A 25,713-nucleotide genomic window follows, 5' to 3' on the forward strand; every position below is an offset into this window, starting at 1 on the left:
TGCAATGCAGCCTGAGAAGGTCAGGAAATCCACGGCTTCGCCAATATTTTGATCAGAAACGTGAGACCAAGCCTTACAGAGTAGCCGTAATTGCATGTGCCAATAAACTTCTCCATCTCATCTACGCTATTCTGAAGAAGGGGGTTCCTTATCGAGAACAGACCGTATAACGATAACGGATAGGACTGATAACCAAATCCTTCCAAAAGAAGTTGGAAGGATGGTTTGTTATACCCTTTTTACAGTATACCACAAATCAAGATGCTATCTAATTAATTTGGCTTGACAAGATATTAGCTGGTTCAGGGATGTGAGACTATCGCCCCCTGTTTTCCCCGCGTCTGCATTTCTTCGCTGAGTTGGTCGTCAAAGGAGCTCGCTTGGCCCCATCCCCCATGCCTCTATCTTTTCCACAATTACGGTTTTGGCGGGATGGGCACCTTCCAATCCACGTTCTTGTACGCTTTCTGGATGGTTTGCATGGAGAGCGTCCACTTCTGCGGAAGCTGATCCACCCCTTTTACGAGGATCAGCTGGCTGAGGCGGTCGCCCTTTACAACCGTACGGGCATAATCGATCTCAACCTCATAGCGTTTGCCTGTCTCATCGAACAGGTTCCAGCGGGGGAACCAGGGGTTCCGCATCTTGCCGTCAAGCTCGATGACCCAGACCGGCTCCTTCGTTTGCGGATCGGATTCCTTCGACACCTTTTTCACGGTATAAGTTTCCCCAAGCTGCTCATACGTTTTGGTGACGCCGGTTTGGTTGAGCCCATCCGGCCGGAATGTCAGGGAGAAATCGGCCTGCTCGGTGAGCGTGACCGTCTGCAGGACAAAGTAGAGCTGCTCCGGTTCCGGATTGGGAACGTACGCGCCGTGCCATATCGTTTTTTGGTCTGCCGTCTCCCCGACCTGTGTGAAATAAATGGTGCGTTTGTCCTGGCCGCGCGCAGGTTCCTGGTTGCTGCTTGCTACCACCTCTCCGCGTTCATTCACCAATTGATAGGAAAAATGATAGTTTCCGAACTCGCGGGCGGTATTTTCGTCCGATTTCCCCGTAATTTCCCGGGCCATCTGTTTGACCCGCTCTTTTTCTGCGGGGGATTGTTCGGTCGCGATGTCCAGGCGAATCGCGCTGGGTGTATAGGTGACCTGCTGCAGTTCAAAATTGATCCCTGCCGGCGATTGGTAAGCGGCGTGGATCGGGACGCTTTTCGTCGCCGCCATGCTTTTCTGCATGTTGACCGGAACCGTCAGCTGCCAGTTGACGTTCTTCTGTTCCTTTGAGCCGTAGCGGGCAATCTCGAAATGGACGAAGAGCTCATTGGGCGGATCTTTCAGCAAGAACATCAGATCGGCGTAATCGGCTCCCCGCTGAAAAGAGGGGGCATCTGCGATGATTTGACCGTTTTTATCCGTCACGTACATCTTGTTCCCCTCATAGGGACTGATGTAAAGATCGTCCAATATCTTGCCCTCTCCATTTTCCAGGACATACGTCACGACGAGCCGGTTGGGATCAGCCAAAATCTCCTTCACCCGGAATGTAACCCCTTGATCCGTAACCGCAGCGTTGATCGCAGTCGAGAACCCTTCCTCCGCCGCCTTTTTCAGCCCGAAATCGCCGCCGATGCGAGTGATAAAGGAGGAGATATACGCGGCGAAGGTGGGAGAGACATACATCGCCGTCATCACCGTAAGTGAGAGAAAAGCGGCGATGGATGCGGCGATCATCTGCCAGCGCCTGCGACGCGGACGCGGGCGGGAAGAGAGGCTTTCAGTCGGTCTGTCCGTCTGCGGATAGGGAACCAGCTGCTCCAGGATGCCTTTTGCAAAATCATCGGGCAGCGGCGGCACTGCCAGCACCTCCCGGATCACTTCGTCCTCTTCCCGCAAGATGGCGAGAACGGCTTGACAGCGCGGGCATGAAAGCAGATGGGTATCGATTTCCATGCGCTGTTCAAACGTGACTAATCCGTCTGCATACATGCTCAAACTTTTTGCGCATTCAAAACATTTCATGCAGTTGGCCCCCTTTTTTCACGTTGAGGAAATGTTCGCGCAGCTTCTGCTTGGCCCGGTGCAGCCGAACCTGTACAGTATGGAGAGGCAGGTTCAGGATGTCGCTGATCTCCTGGTAGGTGAGGTCATCCATATAGCGCAGCAGCAAGACGATCCGATACGTCTCCGGCAGCTCCTGAATCAGCCCATGCACCTCGGACGCGGATTCTTTTTTCAAATAGACGCTCTCCGGACTTTGCTGATCCGCGATGGCGCTTTCGTCCAGCTCTCCCTCCACAGCCGGATACCTGGATTGCTTCCGCAGCGTGTCGATACAGAGATTGACGGCAATCCGATACAGCCAGCCGGAAAAGGAACGTGACGTATCATAGCTGTGCAGATAATGGTAAGCCTTGATAAAGCACTCCTGGGTCAGATCCTGCGCGTCCTGCGGATGATGCACCATTCGCAAAAGAACGGCATATATCTTGTTCTTGTACTTGTTGATCAGGTGGGCGTACGCCTGTTTGTTGCCTCTCAGCACGTCCGCCACCCACTCTTTGTCCTCGTCCATCAGGAGTCCTCCTTTCCTGGTTTCTTCACTTTGTTCTACCGGGATGGACCGCCAAATGTTACAAAGCGTCCGCTATTTTTCGGAGGTTCCTTCCACATGAAGAGAGGCCGTCCCCCCAAGTAGGTCCATCTACTTCAGGGACAGCCCCTTCCTGTTCGTATCGATTATCCAAACAGCTGTAGCCGTTCGATGCGCGCCACCGCTTCCCGCAGGCGTTCCTCCGGCGACAGCAGGGCAACCCGCACATACCCCTCTCCGGTGGGGCCAAAGCCCACGCCGGGCGCCACCACGACATGCGCTTTCTCCAGCAGGAGATCGGCAAACCCGGCCGAGTCGTAGCCGGCCGGCACCGGCAGCCATGCAAAGAACGAGCCTTGGGAAGGCGCAGCCTTCCAGCCGATGCGCGCCAGGCTCTCAAACAGGGCATTGCGGCGGCTTTCATAGATCCCGACCAGATCGCGGACGCATGACTGGGAGTCGGTCAGCGCACGGACCGCCGCCATCTGCACGGCGCCAAACAGGCTGACGAAATAGTGGTCCTGCAGCAGATTGAGCAGACGGACCAGCTCGCGGTTGCCCACCATCGCCCCCACGCGCCAGCCGGCCATGTTGTAGGTCTTGGAAAGCGTGTAAAATTCGACGCCCACTTCCTTGGCCCCCGGCACCTGCATGAAGCTGACCGGCTTCTTGCCGTCATAGCTGATCGCCCCGTAGGCGAAATCGTGGCAGACCACGATTTCGTGCTTGCGGGCAAACCGGATCGTCTCTTCAAAGAAGGCCGCAGGCGCATTGACCGCAGTGGGATTGTTGGGATAGTTCAAAAACATCAGCTTGGCCCGCTCCAGATCGGCAGCAGCCAATTCCCCGTATTGGGGCAGAAAGCCGTTTTCCGCCCGCAGCGGCATCATCACCATGCGGCCGTCGGCGACCGCCACCCCGGACCAGTAGTCGGGGTACCCCGGGTCCGGAACCAGGGCCACGTCGCCGGGGTTCAGCAGGATCTGGCAGATCTCCACCAGGCCGGTCTTGCTGCCGAACAGGATCGCCACCTCTTCATCCGGATCGAGATCGACATCGAACTCCGCCTTGTACCAGTGGGCCACTGCCTGTTTTAACTCCTTCCGCCCTTGAAACGGCGGGTATTTGTGGTGGAGGGGATTGGCCGCCTGCTTTTGCAGCTCTTCCACGATGTGCGGCGGCGTCGGCAGATCCGGGTTTCCCTGTCCCAGATTGATTATGTCGTGACCTTGTGCAATCGCTTGATTGGTTTTGGCGACCAGGCTGGAGAAAAACTGAACGGGCAGCCTGTCGATCATCGAAGCCGGTTGTATACGCATGACTTACTCTTCCTTTCCTGCGGTGAGAGGTTTGACCGGGTCCCGCCCGACGGTATCGATAACAGGAGGCGGATGGATAAAAATGATCCCCTTCTTCCGTCCAGAAGAAGGGGATCGTCCACAATCGCAGCCTTATCTGTCAGGAATGCTCCTGCTGGAATTGGCACAGCATCCGTCTGGGCGCATCGCGCTCAAACGGATCCGCTGCCGGGTTTCATCGGGCCAGTCCCTCCACCTCTCTGGATAAGATACCGATATGTTGTTTGAATGATGGAACAATTCTATCCTAGCGAGCGGGGGGCGTACTGTCAATCCCCGACCGCCTGGACTTTCACCGTATCGCCGTCGGCCAGCAGTGTCTGCCCTCTGACGACGATCTTGTCTCCCTGGGCAAGCCCGCTCTTCACTTCCGCCAGATCGCTCGATTCTTCCCCTGTGACGACCTCCACCTTCTTCGCCTTGTCGCCTTCCAGCTTGAAGACATAGCGTTTGCCGTTTTCGTCAAAGACCGCCTTGCGCGGAATCACCAGGGTGCTTGCCTTGCCTTGGCCCGCAGCGTTCAGTTTGACGCTTGCCACCATGTCGGCCTTCAGTTCGCCGCTGTGGTTGGGCAGCGCAATCTCGATCGGATACGCCTTCAAGGTTTGATCCATGACGGGGCTGACGGCCGTAATCGTGCCTTCCACCTCTTTTTGCAGGCTGTCGATCATCACCTTCACCTTCGTGCCCACTTTCACGCCGGTAATCTCCGTCTCCGCCAGATTAGCCTTCACCAGCAGCGGATCGGTGTTCACGATGGTGACAACCGGTGTCTGCGGGCTTGCCATCTCGCCCACCGCCCCGTTTACCTGGGCCACATAGCCGGAGATCGGGGCGACGATGGTCGCATTCGCCAACTGCTCGCGGGCGTTTTCCAGTGCGACGCGCGCCTGTTCCACCGACGCCTGGGATACAACCTCCCCGGAACGCTGTTTGGCCGTCGCCAGCGCCTGTTGGGCGTTGGCGTATGCCGTCTGGGCGTTCAGCAGGGCGGTTTTCGCCTGTTCATACTGCTGCGACGATACCGCTCCCTGGTCAAACAGCTGCTTCATGCGCTGCTCGTTGCGCTCGGCATCGGCCAGCGCCTGCCGGGCCTGCTGCAGGCCTGTTTCCGCCTGGGCCACTCCCTGCACCGTGCTGTTGGTGCTTTGATTCAGGTTGGCGCGCGCCAGATTATATTGTGCTTCCGCCTGCTGAACGGCGTTGACCAGATCCATCCGGTCCAGTTGGAACAGCGTCTGACCCTGTTTGACGAACTGGCCGAGCACGACGTTCAGCGCCGTAATTTTGCCGCTCACTTTCGGGCTGACGGCAACCTCCTTGTTGGGTGCCAGCCTGCCGCTGATGCCGGCTTCCGATGTAACGGAACCCGTTTTGACCACATCCACCTGCACCGGTACCGGTCCTTTCTCCGCAGGCTGCTCGGCGGCCTGCTGCGGTGCGCACCCGGTCAATACGACGAAGAGGGAAAGCAACAGCCCCAAGCTTTTGATTCCTTTGTTCATGACATCCACCTCCTAGGATACTGTCGCGATCTCTTTGTTCCGAGCCGCTTTGCGCTGTTCTTTCCGCTTCCGCCACTTGGCCCCGATATCGTCAAACCAGGAGTATACGACCGGAATCAACACCAGGGTGATCATCGTGGAGAAGCTCAGGCCGAAAATGACCACAATGGCCATCGGCGCGTTCGATTCATTCCCGGAACCGCCGCCAAAGGCAAGCGGTGCAATAGCCAGAATGGTCGTCAGCGTCGTCATCAGGATGGGACGCAGACGCATCGGGCCCGCTTTCTTGATCGCATCATTGCGCTCCATGCCGCCTTTGCGCAGGTTGTTCACATAGTCGATCAAGACGATGGCGTTGTTCACCACGATCCCGACCAACAGGATATACCCGATCAAGGCGGATATGCTCAGCGATTTATGGGTAACCAGCAGCCCCACCACGACCCCGATCAGCGTCGGCGGGATGGAAAACATGATGACAAACGGCGTGAACAGCGACTCAAACTGGCTGGCCATCACCATGTAGACCAGCACGACCGCCAGGATAATGGCAAAGCCCAGACTGCCGAACGCTTCCGCCATGTCTTTGCTCTGCCCGCCGATTTCAACGGTGTATCCATCCGGCAGCGTCAGATTGTTCAGCTTCGCCTCGATGTCTTTCGAGATGGAGCCCAGATCCCGGCCGACGATGTCACCCGTGATGGTAACCTGGCGCGCCTGGTTGGAGCGCATGATCGTCTGCGGCACCAGTTCCTCTTTGATCGTGGCGACGGAAGAGAGCGCGACCTGGGCGCCGGTTGCGGTCGGGATGCGCAGCTGCTTCAGATACGAGATATCGTCTTGATACTGCTTGGGCAGCATGACGCGCACATCGATTTCATCCTCGCCGGTCCGGTACTTGGTCACCGTTTGGCCGTTGAAAGCCGTTCTGACGTTGCTCAGCACCTGGCTGGGCGTCAGCCCGTACAGGCTGGCTTTCTCGGCATCCACCTGCACCAGGAGCTCCCGGTTTTTCTCTTCCAGCGACGTGGTCACGTTGCGCGTCCCCGGTACGCTTTTCACTTCCCCGGCGATGATGCTGCCGATATCCTCCAGGACATCCAGATCATCCCCGCGCAGGCTGATCTGCAGGGCGGCCCCCTGCGGTCCGCCGGATTGGTCCGCTTCCTTCACCTCAATCTCCGCTCCCGGAATCGTCGCGAGCTTTTGGCGCAGCATTTCGGTCACTTGCTCGGTTGACTCCTGGCGCTGCTCTTTGGGAACGAGCGAGATTTGCAGCTGCGCCTTGTTGGCTGTCGCGTTGGCGAGCACTTCCGGCCCTCCGCTGGAACCGATCGAGGTGTACAGCTGCTCGATATGCGGCGTTTCCTTGATGATTTTCTCCGCCTGCGCCACCACTTTCTCCGTCTCTTTCAACAGGGTGCCGTTGGGCATGGTGATGTTGACGCTGATCTTGCCCTGGTCCATCTTCGGGATAAACTCCATGCCCACAAGCGGCACAAGCATGGCGGATCCCACAAACAGCGCAATGGTCGCCGCCAGCACGGTCTTGCGGTGAGACAGGGACCACCCGAGCAGGCGTCCATAGCCGCGCGAAACCTTGTTGAAGCCGATGTTGAACCAGACGATCGGATTATACCCCTTGTAGGTGGCGCCATCCAGATGCTCCAGATCGTCGACGCGTTTCAGCCAGCGCGAACTGAGCATCGGCACCAGCGTCATCGATGCCAGCAGGGCGGCGATGTGGGAAAAGACGACGGTGAGGGCGAGCGGCCCAAACAGTTCGGAAGCCAGCCCTTCCACGAAGACGATGGGCAGGAACACCGCGATCTGCGCCAGCGCGGACGCCATGACGGCGGTGCCTACCTCGCGGGAACCCACGCGGGCGGCATCCAGCATGCTTTTCCCCGCCTGCCTTTGCCGGAAAATGTTTTCCAGGATCACCACCGCGAAGTCAACGAGCGACCCCAGCCCCAGCGTCAATCCGGACAGCGAGAACAGGTTGATGGTCTGCCCGGTGAAATACATCAGACAGAACGTCGAGATGACGGAAATCGGAATCACGATCGCCACGATCAGCATCGACCGGACGCTGTTCAGAAAGAGCAGCAGGACGAAGATGGCGAAAAATCCCCCGACCAGCGCGTGCTCCCCGACGGTGTAGATCGAATCCTTGATGAAGATGGAGGAATCGGAAATGGTCGTGATTTTCACATTTTTCGGCAGTTCTTTCTGTACCTCAAGCAGCTGCCGGTTTACCTCATCGGCGACTTCAATGGTGTTGCCCCCGGTGGCCTTGGTAATGGACAGCCCCACGCTCGGCTGATTGTTCAGATACGTCAGCTGGGAAACATCCTTATAGGTGTCATTGATGGCGGCAATGTTTTTCAACAGGATGCTGCCGCTGCCAACGCGGATCGGGGTATCCCCGATCTGTCCGACGCTGGCAAATTCGCCTTCCACGCGGATGGAGAGCTTGTTGTCCCCTTCGCGCACGCTGCCGGCCGTCCCCGAGATATTGGTGGACATCAGGGCCTGCTGAACCTGGTCCACGCTCAAGCCGTATGCGGCAATCCGGTCAGGCTGCAGCACCACATCCACAACGCGCTCCTTCCCGCCGGACACGCTGACGGAGGCGACGCCGTCAATCCGCTCCAACCGGGGCTTCACCACGTCATCGGCCAGTTTTTTCAACTGCTGCACATCGCTGTCGCCGGTCATGGCCAGCGTGATGATCGGCATGCTGTTCGGGTCAAATTTCAAGATGCGGGGAGAATTGGCATTATCGGGCAGCATCCCGCGCACCTGATCCACTTTGTCCCGCATGTCCAGCGTAGCCTGATCCATGTCGGTGCCCCAGTTGAACTGGATAATAACCTGGGAGGCTCCCTCCGCTGAATTGGACGTGATCTCTTTCACATTGGCGACCGTGCCAAGCGCTTCTTCAATCGGCTTGGTCACCAGCTTCTCCACTTCCGCCGGCGCACTCCCCTCCACCGAGGTGACGACGACCGCAACCGGCACATTCAGGTCCGGATAGAGCTCGACCGCCAGCTTCGGCAGTGAGACGAAGCCGAAGATCAGAACGGCGATCGCCAGCATCAGGATGGTTACGGGCCGATTGATCGAAAATCTGGACAGATTCATTCTCCACTACCTCTCTCCCGACCAAGCGCCTCCTGCTTTCGTTCCAGACAGCTTCTCAACAGCAGCAGAGCTCGTGTCGTTTGTTGGATTTCTTCTTCATTCATCCCGTCGAACAGCTCGCGCGCAAATTCCTGCCGCAGAAACCGGATCTTCTTCTCAAGATCGGGCGCCCCATCCGCAAGGGAGACCCAGACGATGCGCCGGTCCTTCTCGTCCCGTTTCCGCACCACAATCCGGTCTCTTTCCAGGCGGTCCACGATGCCGGAAACCGTACTATAGGAAAGGTCGATCCGTTTGCTGATCTCCCCGATCGTTTTCGGCGCCTGCTTGATCTGCTCGATCACCAGGATCTGCGGCTTGGTTATGCCGCAGCGGGCCAGCTCTTCGGTGATGATGTCCACATGCAGCTTCACTGTCAAGCCAAGCTCCAGCCATAATTGCTGATAGGTATCCATCCTTTCTTCCCCCATCTATTTTACAATGATGAAATTATCGCACGGTAAGTATTTCGCATCAAGAAATATTTGCGCAACTGTGGAATTTTCCCCGGACCTTTTTGCAGGAAGAACAGGAAGATTGAGGGATACCCGCTTCGCTCATCGACAGGAAGCATTTCACACAAAGGTTATACGGAAAACCCTCCAAAAAATTTCACGCCGCGGCATATTTTATTCCAACATACAGGATACACCCTTTTCATGAACGGTATATGAACAAAAAAATATACCCCGTCCGGTTTCACGCGCGAGCGTCGGCCGGACGGGGCCGCCGCATGGCTTGCCCGTTCTCCTGCATGTTCATCCTGGTTTTTCACTTTTCGCTTTCTCCCTTTACCGATGGAAATCCCCGCTTTTTCCGCCCGTTTTGCTCACCAGATACGTCGGGCCAAGCACCATTTCCTTATCCATCGCCTTGCACATGTCATAGACGGTCAGCACGGCGGCGCTGGCAGCCGTCAGCGCTTCCATCTCCACCCCAGTCTGGCCGGTGGTTTTCACGGTCGTCTCCACCAGGAGCGTATCGTCCCCGGCAAAGGAAAAGCGAATATCCACGCCGGTCAGGGGGAGCGGATGGCACATCGGGATGATCTCCCAGGTCTTCTTGGCCGCCATGATGCCGGCCACCTGAGCCACGGCCAGCACATCCCCCTTGGCCACTGTGCCTTCCTTGATGCGGGCGAGCGTCTCCGGCTTCATTTTCACCTGGCTTTTCGCCACCGCCGTGCGTTTGGTAACGCTTTTGTCGGAAACATCCACCATTTTCGCCCGATTCTGTTCATTGAAATGCGTCAGCTGATCGCTCATACGATTCCTCCGGCTCTTTGATTCATTCTCTCCTAACCATACCCCCTGTACCACCATAAAAGCAATCGAAAAATGGGCGCACCGCAAGAACCCCGGTGATTGGCAGCAGCCGCCGCTTATGTTATCGTCAACGGAAGAGCGGACTTTTCGGGCCGCCTGCTTTTTGGATTCGCTTTTCGGAAATACTAATGAAATGAGGGATGCTTGTCATGGATATGCGCTACTCCCGGCAAATCCTGTTTCGCCCCATCGGACAAGCAGGCCAGGAGCGCCTTCTCGGAAGCCGTGTCGCCATCGTCGGCATGGGGGCGCTCGGCACGGTGCTGGCCAACCATATGGTGCGGGCGGGCGTCGGCTTCGTGCGGCTGATCGACCGCGACTTCGTGGAACCGAGCAACCTCCAGCGGCAGATGCTGTATGACGAGGAGGATGCCCGGCAGTCGCTGCCGAAAGCGATCGCGGCTGCCGAGAAACTGAGACGGATCAATTCCGGCGTGCAGGTGGAGCCCCATGTGACCGACCTGACGCCGTACAACGCCGAAGAGCTGCTGGCCGATGCGGATCTGGTGCTGGATGCCACCGACAATTTCCAGACCCGCTACCTGATCAACGATGTGTGTGTGAAGCATGGCAAGCCCTGGATTTACGGCGGGGCGGTCAGCGCCAAGGGCATGTTCACCGCCATCCGGCCGGGGGAAACGCCCTGTCTGCGCTGCCTCTTTCCGGAAGCGCCGAAAGCGGGCGATGCTCCCACCTGCGACACCGCAGGGGTCATTGGTCCCATCATACATATCGTCGCATCCTATCAGGCGACGGAAGCGTTGAAACTGCTGGTAGGCGCCCGCGATGCCTTCAACCCGAATCTGGAGCATTTCGATCTCTGGGAGAACCGGCATCAGCAGATCCGCGTGGCCCATACCCGCCGTCCGGACTGTCCCGCCTGCGGCAAACGGGAGTTCACCTATCTGATGCCCGACACGCAGGAAGGGATGGCCGTCTCCTTGTGCGGCCGCAATACCGTGCAGATCACCCCCGGCGGGCGCAGCCAGCTTCAGCTGGACAAGCTGGCGGAGACGCTGGCCCCCCTTGGCGAGATTGAACGGAACAGATTCCTGCTGCGCTTCCGTACGGAGCCGTATACGCTCGTGGTGTTCCCGGACGGCCGCGTCCTTGTCCAGGGAACGGATGACATCAGCGTCGCCCGGACGCTATACGCCAAATATATCGGCGCCTAGGTATTTTTGAACATTTGATGAAAAAGTGCTAGATGCCCCGCAGCAAATGAAGTATAATAAAACTCGGTAAATTAAAAACTGAAACACCGTTTCACCAGATGAAACTGCATCGGGTGGCGCACTAAAGGAGGTCATTCAATTGGCAAAGAAAGACGCTTACAACGTGAAGTCCTCTTTGCAGGTAGGCGGCAAGTCCTATGTGTACTATCGCCTGGCCGGCCTGGAAGAGCAGGGCGTCGGCGAAGTTTCCAAACTTCCTTTTTCCATCAAAGTGCTGCTGGAAGCGGCCGTTCGGCAGTTTGACGGCAGAGCCATTACCAAGGAACACGTGCAGCAGTTGGCCAACTGGACCAAAGGCCGTGACGAAAACAAAGAAGTGCCGCTGATGCCGGCGCGCATCGTGCTGCAGGACTTTACCGGCGTGCCTGCGGTGGTTGACCTGGCTGCCATGCGCATCGCCATGAAAAAGGCGGGCGGCGATCCGAAGCGCATCAATCCGCTCGTTCCGGTTGACCTCGTGATCGACCACTCCGTCATGGTGGACGATTTCGGCAACGAAAACGCGCTTGAAAACAACATGAAGCTGGAGTTTGAACGCAACCAGGAGCGCTACCGCTTCCTGCGCTGGGCGCAAACCGCGTTTGACAACTTCCGCGCCGTTCCGCCGGCTACCGGTATCGTGCACCAGGTTAACCTGGAGTATCTGGCTACCGTTGTCGCTACCCGCGAAGTGGACGGCGAACTGGTCGCCTTCCCGGATTCGCTCGTCGGTACCGACTCCCACACCACCATGATCAACGGTCTCGGCGTTCTCGGCTGGGGCGTGGGCGGAATCGAGGCGGAAGCAGGCATGCTCGGCCAACCGCTCTACTTCGTCACGCCGGAAGTTGTCGGCTTCAAGCTGACCGGTACCCTGTCCGAAGGCGCGACCGCAACCGACCTGGCGCTGACCGTTACCCAGATGCTGCGCAAAAAAGGCGTGGTGGGCAAATTCGTGGAGTTCTACGGCTCCGGTCTCTCCAACATCTCGCTGGCTGACCGCGCGACCGTTGCCAACATGGCGCCTGAATACGGGGCAACCATGGGCTTCTTCCCGGTGGATGCCGAAACGCTCAACTATCTGCGTCAAACCGGCCGCAGCGAAGAGCTCGTGCAGCTGGTGGAAGCCTACACCAAAGCGCAGGGCCTGTTCCGTACGGACGACACGCCGGATCCGGTCTTCTCCGAAACGCTGGAGCTCGATCTTTCCACCGTCGTGCCGAGCCTGGCCGGTCCGAAACGCCCGCAAGACCGCGTCGAGCTGACAGCCATGAAGGAATCCTTCAACAACAGCCTGCGCGCCCCGATCGACAAAGGCGGTTTCGGCCTGAGCGAAGAGAAGATCAACACCCAGGCGGAAGTCACCTATCCGAACGGCGAAAAAGCGGTGCTGAAAACCGGTTCAGTCGTTATCGCCGCGATCACGTCCTGCACCAACACCTCCAACCCGAGCGTGATGCTGGGCGCCGGTCTCGTGGCGAAGAAAGCGGTGGAAAAAGGTCTGAAAAAGCCGCCGTATGTGAAGAGCTCTCTCGCTCCGGGTTCCCGCGTCGTCACCCAGTACCTGATCGACGCCGGTCTGATGGATGCGCTCAATCAAATCGGTTTCCACGTTGTCGGTTACGGCTGCACCACCTGTATCGGCAACTCGGGTCCGCTGCCGGAAGAAACCAGCAAGGCGATTGCCGACAACGATCTGACCGTAGCGGCGGTGCTCTCCGGCAACCGCAACTTCGAGGGCCGCATCCATGCGCAGGTGAAAGCGAACTACCTGGCTTCTCCGCCGCTCGTGATCGCGTATGCGCTGGCGGGAACCGTTGACATCGACCTGACCAAGGATCCGATCGGCATCGGCAAGGACGGCCAGCCGGTTTACCTGAAAGATATCTGGCCGACACCGCAAGAGATCATGGAAGCCATGAAGAAAGCGATGAATCCGGATCTGTTCCGCGCCGAGTACGAACATGTCTTCACGGCGAACAAACGCTGGAACGAGATCGACGCGCCGACCGGCGATCTCTACGATTGGGATCTGAAGTCCACCTACATCCAGGAACCGCCGTTCTTCAAGAACATCACCGGCGATGTGGGCCATATCGAAGAGATCAAGGGCGCTCGTACGCTGGCGCTGCTGGGCGATTCCGTCACCACCGACCACATCTCTCCGGCAGGCAACATCTCGCCGACCAGCCCGGCCGGCCTCTATCTGCAGGAGCACGGCGTGGAGCGCAAAGACTTCAACTCCTACGGCGCCCGCCGCGGCAGCCACGAAGTGATGATGCGCGGTACGTTCGCCAACATCCGCATCCGCAACCAAGTGGCTCCGGGCACCGAGGGCGGCGTGACCAAATACCTGCCGACCGGCGAAGTGATGTCCATCTACGATGCGTCCATGAAGTATCAGGCCAACGGTACGCCGCTGGTGGTTATCGCCGGTAAGGAATACGGTACGGGAAGCTCCCGCGACTGGGCGGCAAAAGGTACCTTCCTCCTCGGCGTCAAGGCGGTCATCGCGGAAAGCTTCGAGCGCATCCACCGCTCCAACCTGGTAGGCATGGGCGTGCTGCCGCTCCAGTTCGCCGACGGCCAAAGCTGGAAGTCCCTGGGCATCGATGGCACCGAAACCTTCGATATCCTGGGTCTCTCCGACAACGTCCAACCTGGTCAACGGGTGAAAGTGCGTGCAACCCGCCAGGACGGCAGCAGCTTCGAGTTCGACGTGATCGTTCGTCTCGACAGCATGGTGGATGTCGACTACTACCGCAACGGCGGCATCCTGCAAACCGTCCTGCGCCAGCTGCTTGACGAAGAGCAAACCGTTACGGCGTAACAGCTAACAACAAGGAATCGAAAACAGAAACAGGCTGTCCCAAAAGCAGGAAAACTGCTGGAAGGACAGCCTTTTTTTTCGAGGGGGAACGGAATCATAGCGGAATAATTGTACGTTTAGACAGATATGGGATCACAGAACTCGCGAAGAATTCACCATGGGGTACCTTCTCGGCGGCTTTTTTAAAATAAACAGTTGACAAAATTATATTTTTATGGTATTATAAAAATTTATATATTGAAATGTCAGGCGGTTTTGGTGTACTTTCTTTTTGGAGGTTCATTCTCCGTTCCTAAGGAGATAAGCTCTAAAAGGAGGATATTCAAATGATCGAAAACCAAGTCAGTCTGACGGCAATCATGACCGCCTATTTACGCGCCTATCATGCCATGAATGATGCCCCCAAAATTTTTGATGACTTTCTGGCCGATCGTTTAATACCGGAGGAAAGACGCGCACTCATTGAACAAGGATTTTCCAGGGCTCTCCAGATGAATGTTCCTGAAAGTAACGTGGCTTGCGCCGACCAGAAAGCAAATACCTTGCCGTCTTTGTTGCAAGCCATGGGGTTACCCAATGTCCTAAGCCGTTCCAGATATACGGAAGACAACCTTGAACAGGCTGTAACACAAGGGGTGAAGCAGTATGTGATACTCGGGGCCGGACTGGATACCTTTGCTTTTCGTCGTCCAGATCTTCTGCGTCAGATTCAGGTTTTTGAAGTTGACCACCCGGCCACACAAGCCTTCAAACGGAATCGACTGGCTGAATTGGCATGGGATATCCCATCAAATCTTCATTTTGTACCCGTGGATTTCACAAAGGAACGATTGGCTGATGCACTCAAGGGAACGTCGTATGACTTGCAGACGAAAAGTTTTTTTAGTTGGCTGGGTGTCACAATGTACTTAACTCGAAACGAAGTGTTCGCAACGCTGCGTTCCATTGCCGATATTGCCCCCGCAGGCAGTGTGGTTATTTTCGATTACTTTGTCCCGGAAGAAGCTGCACATCTGAAAGAGATGCAGGAGAATTTGCGAAAGATAGGCGAGCCGATTAAAACTTCCTTTGACCCGTCAGCACTGGCTGTTGAACTGGAAAGTCTGGGGCTCCGTCTCCGTGAGAACTTAAGCCCCTCCGATATCCAAGAACGCTATTTTCAGGGTCGTATGGACGGCTATCATGCGAACGAGCATGTGCGCTTTGCGATGGCAGTAGTAGAGTGATGCCGAGTTGAGTACTCGGCATTTTTTTACGATCATGGTAATAGACATTGCAACAGAAGCAAGTGTATTTAACATGGATGTCGACCAGTTTCCGGTTATCTTTTTTTATCCTCCTGCGACAATCGAAGCTGGAGCCCATATGGATTTGTCCTGAAAATCTCCAAAGGGACGAACGCTCCCTTCCTGGCATCCAGGAACCTGCTGCGTAAATATGGTCGGGTTATGTATGCTTCCACGTTTCTCTCATCAAGCTTCTTAAAGCCAACCTCTATGGTTTCCCCCTCCTGGCACCGTGATAGGTTCCTGTGGCGGTCATGAAATCCTGCCTGCTCTCGATAACCAGCTCGCCCAGCTCTTGTCTTCGCTGTTGGGCCTGCGAGTGCAAGTCATCCCGCCTAATCTTCTCCTCAATCTCCTCATAATGCCTCATGTCTTGATACTCCCAAATCGCGACGATCTCGTCCCTGTTTTCCGTTACCCATCGTCCCACCAGCTTTGCTCCGTGCTTCCGTTGATTCGGCAGCAAATACTGATGAAAGAACCGATTGAACTCTTCATACTTTTCCGGCAATATGCGATAGGTTTTCCGTCTGTATATCATTATTTCCCTCCCAGAGGATTCTATTGATTCGCCATCATTCCAAAATACCAAAAAGCCAGAAGGATCTGGTTTCCGACTGGCTTTTTGTCTTCCCTACCATTTCTCCCGCAGGATTTCGTCCCGCTTCTTCTGGTATTCCGTCTCCGTGATGAGGTTATCCTGTCTGAGCCGCTCCAGCTTCCGCAATTTGGTCTCGAAGTCGCCAGCCGCAGGTTCGGTTCGATCCCCGCCCGTCGATTGGACATCGACCTCATAGAAGCCGGCCCCTCTGCCGGTAACCAGATGATACACGTTAAAACCCGTGATGGCCACCCCAGCCAGGGTCCAGAACACGCCAAACACCCCAAAACGGGGAAGCGCTTGCGTCACACCGATGAGGATGAAGAAAATCCCGAAAATCACACCCAGTATTAAAGCAGGTTTGCTCGGTTTTACATAAATGCGGTTTCTGCGAAACAACACGATCCCCTCCTTCTTTGTATTACGAATGAAGCCGGGAATCGTTTCCGCCATTTCCCATTTTATCCGCACAGGAACACCGCATTTACTTCACCATTTTGCCCATCCGGGTCGCCGCCTCCATGATCGGCGCGGCGAATTCCCGCATCTTCTCCGGCGTCAGGCGGTTGGACGGTCCGGAAACAGCGAGGGCGGCTACCAGCTTGCCGCTGCGGTTAAAAATCGGGGCGGCGATGGCGGCAGCGCCCTGTTCCCGCTCCTCCACGCTGGTGGAATAGCCCAGCCGACGAATCTGCTCCAACTGCTCCAGATAGCTCTGCCGGTCGATCGTCTCCGGCCAGGTGGGGTCGGCCAAGATCTCCCGAATGGTAGCCTCGTCCTCGTAGGCGACCAGCACCTTGCTGGATGCGCCCACGGCGAGCGGCATACGCGCCCCGATGGGAGCAACGCGGCGGACCGGCTGTGTGCTCTGCACGGCTTGAATCCGAATGCGTTCCATGCCGTCCCGCACATAGAGGCTGATGGTTTCTCCCAATAGATCTCGCAGCCGCTCCATTTCCGGTAAGAGGGTTATCGCCGGATCATCCGCGTGGGCCAGATTGGCGGACAGCTCCCACAGCCGGAATCCCAGGCGGTACTTCTCCGTCTCGGGATCGCGCAGCACAAAGCCTTTGTTTTCCAAGGTGGACAGCAAGCGGTGAACGGTGCTTTTATGCAGCGAAATGCGGTTGGCAATTTCGCTCAGTCCCAATTCCGTCTTGTCGGTAAAACAGAGCAGGATATCCAAAGCCCGCTCTACCGCGCGAACATTTGATTTTTGTTCTTCCACGGTCATCCACTCGCTTTCTGTGTGTCACGCGATTCGTTTCACCAGATGAAATGTTGTTCTGTTTTCTAGTATAAGGGAAAAGCGTCAGGCACGCAAAGCACCTCTACCGTACCTCATACACTTCGTAGACGCGCGTATTGCCGACAACCGTCCCCTTTCCGACGGCGACAATCTTGTTCAGCCAGGCATAGCGTTCATCGCTTGTCTCGAAATACGGTGTGATGTATACCGGGGCGTCCACCCCTTCATAGACATGGGTAAAATCCCTTCTGCCCTGGTACTGCATGTAGATCAAGGCCCCATCTTCCGTTTCCACGGTGACCCGGATATCCACCAAAGCGGTTTTGTCCGGCGTAATGTCCAGCCAATTCGCAGCCGCAACGTCCTCTCTCTTTTTCGCCCGTATCCGCTCCCCCTGCAGCACCACTTCCGCCAATTCCACCATCAGGCGATGACCCGCCGGAGTAACGCCAAGATCGACTGGCGGCACAGGCCTGACCGTAAGCGTAAACAAAGGTATCAGTTCAAGATTCATTGCTGCTCCCCCTTTTTCCCAAGGGATTATGTAAAAGATTACCAGTCAAGTATAAGATACAGGCCGCTGTACCGTAAAGTTGCCGATGTGCTGAACATGCCGCCGGTGATGTCACACGTACAAAAAAAGAAACCGACCCGGGTATGTCGGTTTCCTGGCTTGAGTGAATCAGATGATGGTCAGGTTCGGATTATACCTTTTCACGTAGTGGTATATCGCATCGCCCTGCAAGAAGTCGGCAGCAAGCTGGCCGCCATTGTCAAGCAGATAGGCCTCCAGCGCTTCGGTGCCCTGCTTCATCCGTTTGACCGCCATCTCGGGGAGCGTCAGCATGCTGGGGACGAGCAGCTGCAAATACCAGACGCCCTGTTCTTCTTCGGACACATCGATCTCCATGGCGATGTCGCTGCTGTCAAAGGCATACAGCAGGTTAAACAGCCGCGTGCGCGCTTCCTGCCCGTACGCATCGACCGGGACCCGCAGCACGGTCAGGTAATACTCCTCGTTGAACAGGATCATCTGCTCATTGATCACCTGGTAGCTACGCTGCAAATGCTCCATTTCCCCACTCTCCTTCTCCATTGGCTTTCAGACCAGACTGCTTCCTTCCATCAGCGCCTGGGCATCTTCGCGGGTAATGAGCACCGTTCGGGGCTTTCCTCCGCTTTGTCCGGCCACATGCCCTTCCGCTTCCATCATCTCAATCAGCCGGGCGGCCCGGTTGTACCCGATCCGGAACCGGCGCTGCAGCGCGGAGGCGGATGCCTGCCCCTGCTCCGCTACATAAAGCAGCGCTTCATGGTACAGCGGGTCATCCCCCATGTCGTACGCCTGCACGGACTGTTCCAGCTCTTCCTTGCTGAACAAGTATGCGGGCTTGCGCTGCCTTTTGATCATCTGGGTTACGCGCTCGATCTCGTCATCGGAGACATAGTTGCCCTGCAGCCGGACGGGAGCCGCACCGCTTTCCAGAAACAGCATGTCTCCGCGGCCAAGCAGCCGTTCCGCCCCGCTCATATCAAGAATCGTTCGCGAATCCACCTGCGAAAAGACGGCGAAAGCCAAACGCGTCGGGACGTTCGCCTTGATGTTGCCCGTGATGACATCCACGGACGGACGCTGGGTCGCCAGCAGCAAGTGGATGCCGCAAGCCCGGGCCTTCTGGGCGATCCGGATGATGCTTTCCTCCACATCCTGCGGGGAGACCATCATCAGGTCGGCCAGCTCGTCGATGATGATGACGATGTAAGGCAGCGGTTCGTCGGTCGTCTGGTTATAGCGCTCGATATCGCGGGCGCCCGCATCGGCAAAGAGCGCATAGCGCCGCTCCATCTCCTCCACGGCCCATTTCAGCGCCGCCGTCGCCTGCTTGGCATCCGTGACGACCGGCGTGACGAGATGCGGAAGATGATTGTACGGGGCAAGCTCTACCATCTTCGGATCGATCAGCAGCAGACGCACCTGCTCGGGGCTCGCCTTGTACAGCAGGCTGACGATGATCGAGTTGATGCAGACGCTCTTCCCCGAACCGGTGGCCCCGGCGATCAGCCCGTGCGGCATCTTCTTGATGTCGGCAATGATCGGGGCGCCACCGATATCCATGCCAAGCGCCACGGCGAGCGGCGACGGGTGCTGGCGAAACGCGTCCGACCCAATGATGCGGCTGATGAAGATCGGCTCGCTCTTCAGATTGGGCACCTCGATGCCCACCGCATTGCGCCCGGGAATGGGCGCCTCGATGCGGATATCCTTGGCCGCCAGATTCAGCTTGATATCATCGATCAATCCCGTGATCTTGTTTACTTTCACCCCGGGGGCCGGCTGCAGTTCAAAACGGGTCACCGACGGCCCCTTCACGATCCCCACCACCTGCGCGCTGACATTGAAATTGGCCAGCGTATCCTCCAGCAGGAGCTTTTGGATCTGGGTATGCTCATCATCATCCTGCGTGGGGACGGGGGATGGATTGAGCAGCGAGAGGGGCGGAAAGAGATAACCTCCCTCGCCCTCGCCGTCCCGAAGCTTCTCCTCCGCCGGCGGTGCCGCCGACCGCCACTCCGCTTGCGGGGCGGATAGCGGCGCGGAGACGGCCTCCTGTATTTCGGCCGGGGGCATGGCTAAAGGAGGCTGTTCTTCGGCTGGAGACACAAGCCCCAGCTCTTCGGCTGAAGCCGCCATATCCGCGTGCTCTACCCGGGGCCACGTTTCCTTCTCCCGCTCTTCAGCCGGAACCGTCGTATCCGCTTGCTCTACCCGGGGCCGCGTTTCCTCCTCCTGCTCTTCAGCCGGAACCGTCGTATCCGCGTGCTCTACCCGGGGCCGCGTTTCCTCCTCCTGCTCTTCAGCCGGAACCGTCGTATCCGCGTGCTCTACCCGGGGCCACGTTTCCTCCTCCTGCTCTTCAGCCGGAACCGTCGTATCCGCGTGCTCTACCCGGGACCGCGTTTCCTCTTCCCGCTCTTCGCCGCCGTCATGCCGGCGTTCATCGGCCGGCCGCTCCGGCTGCGATTCCGCCGAAGCCGGCGTCTCCGTCCGTTCCTCCTCCGATGCGGACATCACCTCTACCTGCCTGACTGCCGCGCTTTCGTCTTTTAACGCTGCCTGTTCCTGCATGAGGAGCGGCTCCTGCCTCCTTATCGGAAAAAGCGGAATCGTTTCTTCGGCTTCTACCTTTTGAGCATGAACCGGCTCCGCAGGTGGTTTCCGGGTCCGCGCCGGCTCCTTGTATGTCTCGGGCGGGATGCGTCCATAGACCGGCGAGATCACTTCCGTCGGCTTGTACGGCCGTTTTTCCACGTCGACTGCGTGACGTTCCACCCGCGCCGCACGGGAGGGGCCGCCCGCCGCCGTTTCCTTGTATTCTGTCTTGTGAACCGGCTGATCCGGGATCACCGGAAAACGAAAATGCCGCTGTTTTTCACGGGTACGCCGGGGTTCGGAAACATGCTCCCGTTCCCGGGGATAGATATTTTTCGTCTTTGCCTGCAGCTGACCGGAAGGGGGGACAGGAGCGTAGCCCTTTTCCTGCACCTCTTCCTCATCGCGAAAAAATTGAATCAGCTTCAGTAGCCACGACCACATGGTGCCTCGTCCTCTCTGCCAGTACTTCTACCTGTTTTTTTCATAAGTATAGAAAAATTTAAGGGGGGCCCCGCCGACACAGCATGTTCAAGTGGCCCCAAAAAGTACGCGGATTACGCTTCGAAGGTCAACGTAACCTTTTGGGGTAGAGCATCGCTTACGTCGGCGGGGTTTTCTTCCATCTTACCAGAAAAATCTCCCTGCGGCGGCACCTTTGCAATTTTTTTCGGAACACATGAAACATTTGGTGGGTGAGAACGTAGTAAAGATGTGGAAGTTTTCGACCAATCAGAATAAGGAGAAAAAAGGAGGAGAAAACGATGATCCGGAAGTGGGGAATGTTGTTCCTTGCCCTCATGCTGCTGCTCACCGGCTGCTCGGGAGAAGCCGCGCTGGTGAAAGACGCCGTGATCGCGTCGTTGAACAATCCGAATTATGACTATGAAGGCAGCTTCCAGCTGACAGGGGAACCGGACAAGCTGCTGACTCTTGTCGGCGCTGAGAAGGATGAGAACCTGTCCACCGTCTTGAACGCGTTGAAAGCCGGTGTCGTCCTGCAGGGTTCGCAGCAAAGCCTGGAGCAGGCCAGACTGCTGCTCGAACTGAAAGATGCCAAGCTCCTGCGCGACAAAGGGCTGCTGCCCGCTAACCAAAGGGACGACGTGGAACTGGAACTGTTGATCAACGACGGTGAAGTGTATGTCAAAACCCCGCAGGACAGCAAGTATCTGCAGCTGAAAAACGACATGTCCGCGCTGGCGGGGAAAGGGAACCTCTCCCCGGAGGCGCTGAAAGCGCTGCAGAAAAAGATGAACGAGCTGACCTTCTCTTTCCTGCAAAAATATCTGACGACGTTTGCCTACAAGCTGGAGCAGGCCAAGAATCTGGGTAACGTGACCGTGAACCTGCCAAATGGCGGCAGCGTGGAGACCACCCATATCGCCGTAACCCTCGATGCCAAAGAGCTGGCCCAGCTGGCGCTGTACATCCTGCGGGATGCACCGGCGAACCCCGCCGTAAAGGATTACGCGGTTGACATGCTCATCCTGTTCCGAACCATTGCCCAGGAAAGCGATCCGAACGGTACAAAAGCCACGCCCGACCAGATTCGCGCCCAGGCGGAGGCAACGGTAAACCTCGGTCTGCAATCGCTGAAGAAGTGGCTGGAAACGGAAGGCAAAGCCTATACGCCGGAAAAACTGGTCGACATGATGAAGGCAGAAGGAATCCAGTCCCTTACCTGGACTATCGATTGGTATATCGACGCCAACAAGCTGCCGGTTCGCAAAACCAGCAAATTCAGCGTCACGCTTGCCGACAAGCATGATCCGGCAGCCCAGCCGTTCACCGTTGGCTTTGCGGCCGACCAAGTCATGTGGAACTACGGCAAGGCGACCTCCTTCCCGCTGCCGGGCGCCGATCAGACGGTTTCGCTGCAGGAGCTGCAGGCCGATCCGGCCAAGCTGAAGTCTTTCGGGGAAAACGGCTTCCTGCGTCCCCTCATCGAGTTCGCCCTGCATCAGCAAAAGATGTCCCAGCCCATGGGCATCACCCCGTAACCGCATCGACATGGCCCGGACAGGGCCATCTTTTTTTGTTTGGCAGGAGAGTTTGCAAAAAAGGCGAACCTGTGAAGTGTCGCACTTTTCACACTTCGAAAAAGGACGGGATGCACAGGTGAAACAACTGCACGAATGCCGATCGGATTTTCCCTCGCTTGAACGCATGGTGGCCGGCAAGCCCGCCGCCTATTTCGACGGCCCCGGCGGCACGCAGGTTCCCCGAGCGGTCATCGAAGCCATCACCCATTACTATGTGACCAGCAACGCCAATGCGCACGGCCCCTTCGTCACCAGCCGGGAAACGGATGAAACGGTCGACCGCACGCGCGAGAGAATGGCCGCTTTCCTGGGAGCGGTTTCCGGGGAAACCGTCTCCTTTGGCGCCAACATGACGTCGCTGGCCTTCTCCCTGTCGCGAGCCATCTCCCGGGTCATCCGGCCGGGCGATGAGGTGATCGTCACCGCCCTTGACCATGAAGCCAACCGGGGTCCCTGGCTTCGTCTGGCCGAGCATGGCGCCGTCGTGCGCAATGTGCGGATGACGCAGGACGGCCGGCTCGATCTGGATGACCTGCGGGCGCAGCTCTCCTCCCGCACGAAGCTGGTGGCCGTCGGCTATTCATCCAACGCGCTCGGCACCGTCAACGATCTCCCCTTGATCCGCCGGCTCAGCCGCGAGGTCGGGGCCTGGCTGATCGTCGACGCCGTCCACTATGCGCCCCACTTCCCCCTTGACGTGCAAAGCCTTGATCCCGATTTTTTGCTGTGCTCGGCGTACAAGTTTTACGGTCCTCATGTCGGGATTCTCTATGCGCGTCCCGGGCTGCTTGACCAGCTGCCCACCGACAAGCTGCGGCCGCAGTCGGATGAAGCGCCGTACCGGATCGAGACGGGCACGCTCAACTTCGCCGCTTTGGCGGGTGTCGCCGCTGCGGTGGAGTACATCGCTTCCTATGGGGAAGGAGACGGCCTGCGCAGACGCCTCGTGGATGCCATGAACCGCATCCATGCGCACGAAGAGCAGTTGGCCAGTCGCTTGTATGCCGCCCTTTCCTCCCTGCCGCATGTAACCGTCTACGGACAGCCGTTCGGCACGGGCCTGCGCGCGCCCACGCTCTCCTTTGCCGTAGAAGGGGTCCAAGCGCCGGACGCTGCGCGGCTGCTCGGGGAGCAGGGCTTTTTCGTCTGGGGCGGCCACTTCTACGCCATGTCCGTCATCGAATCGCTCGGCCTGGAGTCCCAGGGAGGCCTGGTTCGCGTCGGGATTTCCATGTACAACACCGAGGAGGAAGTGGATCGTCTCGCGGAAGCAATCGGCCGGCTCCGCTAAAAAACCCCGCCGAATAGGATTCGCCGCCCGCTCAATCGAGCAGGCGGCGAATCTCGTCGTGCAGCGGTCCATTGGTGGCCAACAGGCTTGGCAAATCTTCCTGATCGTAAGGCTGAGAGCGGTACGGCTCCCCCTGCCAATCGGTAACGAGAGCCCCCGCCTCTTGGGCAATCAGGATGCCCGCCGCCACATCCATCAGGTTGGAGCGGTGGAACAGGACATAGTCGATCCACCCGTGTGCCAGCAGGCACCAATCCAGCGCAGGGGCAATCGTCCGCATCAGCCGCTTGGTCTGCAGGAAAAACGGTCGGGTCAGCGCCAGCTCCTCTTCCTTGGTGACAGAATCCCGGCCGCGAATGTAGGTGCCGACCGCCCGGGAAAGATCGGCGCGGCCGTTTACGGCCAGCTTTTTCCCGTTGAGCCAGGCCCCTTTCCCCTTCTCCGCCCAGAAAAGCTGATCGGATACGGGATTGAAAACCACGCCCAGCACGATCTCCCCTTGATGCTGCAGCGCGATCGAGACTGAAAAGTACGGATACCCGATAAAATAATTGTTGGTCCCGTCCAGCGGGTCGACGATCCAGAGATATTCGTCTTCCCGCTTCACTTCCCCGATCTCTTCGGAAATGATGGTATGCGTCGGAAAATGGCGGTGGAGCACCTCGATGATGCGCCGCTCGCTCTCCTTGTCTTCCGGCAGCTTCACATCGTTGTGCGATTCCAGATCGGGAATCAGCTGTTCGGTGAACCGCTCCTTCAAATAGGCGCCGGCGGCCAGCGCCGCTTGTTTGGCGATTTCAATCATGGATGGCCTGCTCCTTTTCCCTAGAACGTCCTCGACTACCCCACTCATCGTACCGGACATCGCGGGCCAGATCAAGGCGCGAAACATGAAGATTGCATAAAATATCCGTTGCGCTCCCCTCCGCGAGTGACTATGATAAAAAGACCACCCGACTTTCAGAAAGGAGGGTTCGCAGATGAACAGCGATTTCATCCGGCTCAAGCACCTGGAAGGCGAACTGAAGTTGACCCAGATGAACCGGAGCCTTGGCACATCGATAACCAGCAAGGAGCTGGTGTTTTTCAAACCCCATGTCACCTATCACTTGTTCCTGCATGACATCGTCAGTTTGATCCCCTTCCAGCTGGATACCCAGCCCATTACGTTCCGGCACAAGCATGAACTGATTCGTGCCGAGTTCGGCTCCGATTACTATAAACTGGTGGTGAAATGGGTCCGCGTCGTGACCCGGTCAGGGATTACGGAGAAGGAGAATGCGGAATTCATCGTGCCGCTCTCAAGGAAAATGCTGCCGTATATTGCCCAGTACAGCGGGCTGCACGTCATCCCCTGAACCTCCTTCAGCCGATTGCCTCCGGCGCCTTCTGCTGCCTGCAGCCCGATGCGTCAGCGGCTTTTCTCATTTGCGCAGAACCATGAACGTGGCCGTTGCATGGGCCACAAGCTTGTCCCACTCATCATAGACGCTGCCCTGACAGACGATGAGCGTCCGCCCCCGGTGCAGGATGGTCGCCTCGGAGCGCAGGCTGCCGCCTCGCGCCGAACGCAGAAAATTGGTCTTCAGTTCCGTTGTGACACCGTATTCCCCCTCCGGCAGCGAGCGATTGACGAGGGATCCCATCGTCGAGTCGATGAGCGTCGCCAGGATGCCGCCATGGACCACCCCGAGCGAATTATGCATAAATGAGGTGACCGGCACGATAAACTGATAGGTCCGCTCATCCAGAAAGCGTCCCTTCAACCCCAGGAACCCGGAGATAAACGCGCTTTTGCGTTCCCTCCGCTGCCGGATCGCCTGTACGGCCAATGAAAGGATTTCCCGTTCTTCTTCGCTGCCGTTCTCCCAAATCTCTCCGATTTCTTTCATCATCTGTTGTTTCTCCCTTTTGGTCTTCTTTTTTTCTCATTGTATCCCATTTTACATGATTGGCTGTTGTGAATGTATTTTTTTGGTGTCCCCGTCGTGTCATCTTTTCCGGTATTGTCATAAGTTAATGTTACCTTCTCGTCAAAGCGAAAGGATTGTCGAATGAAACCGAGGGGATGGAGTTCAGG

General features: G+C 57.3%; 21 protein-coding genes, 1 pseudogene and 1 riboswitch. Of the genes and pseudogenes, 7 read left to right on the forward strand and 15 right to left on the reverse strand.

Annotated features, from left to right (window positions below):
- A pseudogene (locus tag G3578_RS20965) lies at positions 1-170 on the forward strand (IS110 family RNA-guided transposase); the annotation flags it as partial.
- A 246-nt stretch (positions 171-416) separates the two neighbouring features.
- Here the strand turns inward: G3578_RS20965 and G3578_RS16680 are convergent.
- The 7 genes from G3578_RS16680 to moaC form a co-directional block, all read right to left on the reverse strand.
- The gene (locus tag G3578_RS16680; protein ID WP_165214209.1) at positions 417-2,021 is read right to left on the reverse strand and encodes a DUF4179 domain-containing protein; all 1,605 of its coding nucleotides are present in this window, start codon (positions 2,019-2,021) and stop codon (positions 417-419) included.
- Positions 2,008-2,574, reverse strand: coding sequence for an RNA polymerase sigma factor (locus G3578_RS16685; RefSeq protein WP_165214109.1), 567 nt, complete (start codon positions 2,572-2,574; stop codon positions 2,008-2,010). Before G3578_RS16685 ends, G3578_RS16680 begins: the two co-directional genes overlap by 14 nt.
- A gap of 164 nt (positions 2,575-2,738) precedes the next feature.
- Positions 2,739-3,911 carry a pyridoxal phosphate-dependent aminotransferase gene (locus tag G3578_RS16690; RefSeq protein WP_165214110.1) on the reverse strand — a complete coding sequence of 391 codons (1,173 nt, stop codon included), beginning with the start codon at positions 3,909-3,911 and terminating at the stop codon, positions 2,739-2,741.
- A 129-nt stretch (positions 3,912-4,040) separates the two neighbouring features.
- Positions 4,041-4,161, reverse strand: a riboswitch (SAM riboswitch).
- A gap of 58 nt (positions 4,162-4,219) precedes the next feature.
- On the reverse strand, positions 4,220-5,455 hold the full coding sequence (locus G3578_RS16695; protein ID WP_165214111.1) for an efflux RND transporter periplasmic adaptor subunit: 1,236 nt from the start codon (positions 5,453-5,455) through the stop codon (positions 4,220-4,222).
- 12 nt (positions 5,456-5,467) lie between these two features.
- The gene (locus tag G3578_RS16700; protein ID WP_165214112.1) at positions 5,468-8,602 is read right to left on the reverse strand and encodes an efflux RND transporter permease subunit; all 3,135 of its coding nucleotides are present in this window, start codon (positions 8,600-8,602) and stop codon (positions 5,468-5,470) included.
- Positions 8,599-9,057 (reverse strand): MarR family winged helix-turn-helix transcriptional regulator, encoded by a 459-nt coding sequence (locus tag G3578_RS16705; protein WP_165214113.1) that lies wholly within the window; start codon positions 9,055-9,057, stop codon positions 8,599-8,601. Before G3578_RS16705 ends, G3578_RS16700 begins: the two co-directional genes overlap by 4 nt.
- A 375-nt stretch (positions 9,058-9,432) precedes the next feature.
- Positions 9,433-9,906 carry a cyclic pyranopterin monophosphate synthase MoaC gene (moaC, locus tag G3578_RS16710; protein WP_165214114.1) on the reverse strand — a complete coding sequence of 158 codons (474 nt, stop codon included), beginning with the start codon at positions 9,904-9,906 and terminating at the stop codon, positions 9,433-9,435.
- Between the two features lie 209 nt (positions 9,907-10,115).
- On the opposite strand from moaC, the gene G3578_RS16715 reads away from it, so the two are divergent.
- From G3578_RS16715 to G3578_RS16725, 3 genes are all read left to right on the forward strand, one after another.
- Entirely contained in the window at positions 10,116-11,141 is a 1,026-nt protein-coding gene (locus G3578_RS16715; RefSeq protein ID WP_165214115.1) for a ThiF family adenylyltransferase, read from the forward strand.
- 139 nt (positions 11,142-11,280) lie between these two features.
- Entirely contained in the window at positions 11,281-14,010 is a 2,730-nt protein-coding gene (gene acnA, locus G3578_RS16720) for an aconitate hydratase AcnA (RefSeq protein WP_165214116.1), read from the forward strand.
- A 326-nt stretch (positions 14,011-14,336) separates the two neighbouring features.
- Positions 14,337-15,236, forward strand: coding sequence for a class I SAM-dependent methyltransferase (locus tag G3578_RS16725; RefSeq protein WP_165214117.1), 900 nt, complete (start codon positions 14,337-14,339; stop codon positions 15,234-15,236).
- Positions 15,237-15,504: 268 nt separating this feature from the next.
- On the opposite strand, the gene G3578_RS16730 is transcribed toward G3578_RS16725, so the two are convergent.
- From G3578_RS16730 to G3578_RS16755, 6 genes are all read right to left on the reverse strand, one after another.
- Positions 15,505-15,837, reverse strand: a complete 333-nt coding sequence (locus G3578_RS16730; protein WP_165214118.1) for an NIPSNAP family protein — start codon at positions 15,835-15,837, stop codon at positions 15,505-15,507.
- Positions 15,838-15,930: 93 nt separating this feature from the next.
- Entirely contained in the window at positions 15,931-16,299 is a 369-nt protein-coding gene (locus tag G3578_RS16735) for an SHOCT domain-containing protein (RefSeq protein WP_165214119.1), read from the reverse strand.
- An 82-nt stretch (positions 16,300-16,381) separates the two neighbouring features.
- On the reverse strand, positions 16,382-17,125 hold the full coding sequence (locus G3578_RS16740; RefSeq protein ID WP_165214210.1) for an IclR family transcriptional regulator domain-containing protein: 744 nt from the start codon (positions 17,123-17,125) through the stop codon (positions 16,382-16,384).
- Between the two features lie 103 nt (positions 17,126-17,228).
- Positions 17,229-17,660 (reverse strand): DUF3237 domain-containing protein, encoded by a 432-nt coding sequence (locus G3578_RS16745; protein WP_165214120.1) that lies wholly within the window; start codon positions 17,658-17,660, stop codon positions 17,229-17,231.
- Positions 17,661-17,828: 168 nt separating this feature from the next.
- Entirely contained in the window at positions 17,829-18,221 is a 393-nt protein-coding gene (locus tag G3578_RS16750) for a hypothetical protein (protein WP_165214121.1), read from the reverse strand.
- A gap of 27 nt (positions 18,222-18,248) precedes the next feature.
- Entirely contained in the window at positions 18,249-20,741 is a 2,493-nt protein-coding gene (locus tag G3578_RS16755) for a DNA translocase FtsK (RefSeq protein ID WP_165214122.1), read from the reverse strand.
- A gap of 320 nt (positions 20,742-21,061) precedes the next feature.
- On the opposite strand from G3578_RS16755, the gene G3578_RS16760 reads away from it, so the two are divergent.
- Together G3578_RS16760 and G3578_RS16765 are read left to right on the forward strand one after the other, a co-directional pair.
- Positions 21,062-22,300: a hypothetical protein gene (locus tag G3578_RS16760; protein ID WP_165214123.1), complete on the forward strand. Its 1,239-nt coding sequence runs from the start codon at positions 21,062-21,064 to the stop codon at positions 22,298-22,300.
- A gap of 118 nt (positions 22,301-22,418) precedes the next feature.
- A complete protein-coding gene (locus G3578_RS16765) occupies positions 22,419-23,633 on the forward strand; it encodes a cysteine desulfurase-like protein (protein WP_346774027.1) in 1,215 nt (404 codons plus the stop codon).
- A gap of 31 nt (positions 23,634-23,664) precedes the next feature.
- Here the strand turns inward: G3578_RS16765 and G3578_RS16770 are convergent, their stop codons facing one another.
- Entirely contained in the window at positions 23,665-24,438 is a 774-nt protein-coding gene (locus G3578_RS16770; RefSeq protein ID WP_165214125.1) for an inositol monophosphatase family protein, read from the reverse strand.
- Between the two features lie 175 nt (positions 24,439-24,613).
- On the opposite strand from G3578_RS16770, the gene G3578_RS16775 reads away from it, so the two are divergent.
- A complete protein-coding gene (locus G3578_RS16775; RefSeq protein ID WP_165214126.1) occupies positions 24,614-24,991 on the forward strand; it encodes a hypothetical protein in 378 nt (125 codons plus the stop codon).
- Positions 24,992-25,057: 66 nt separating this feature from the next.
- On the opposite strand, the gene G3578_RS16780 is transcribed toward G3578_RS16775, so the two are convergent.
- Positions 25,058-25,528: a PaaI family thioesterase gene (locus G3578_RS16780; protein ID WP_165214127.1), complete on the reverse strand. Its 471-nt coding sequence runs from the start codon at positions 25,526-25,528 to the stop codon at positions 25,058-25,060.
- Between the last annotated feature and the right edge of the window lie 185 nt (positions 25,529-25,713).

The sequence above is a fragment of the Brevibacillus sp. SYP-B805 genome (assembly GCF_011059135.1).
In the GTDB taxonomy this organism is placed as follows: domain Bacteria; phylum Bacillota; class Bacilli; order Brevibacillales; family Brevibacillaceae; genus Brevibacillus_F.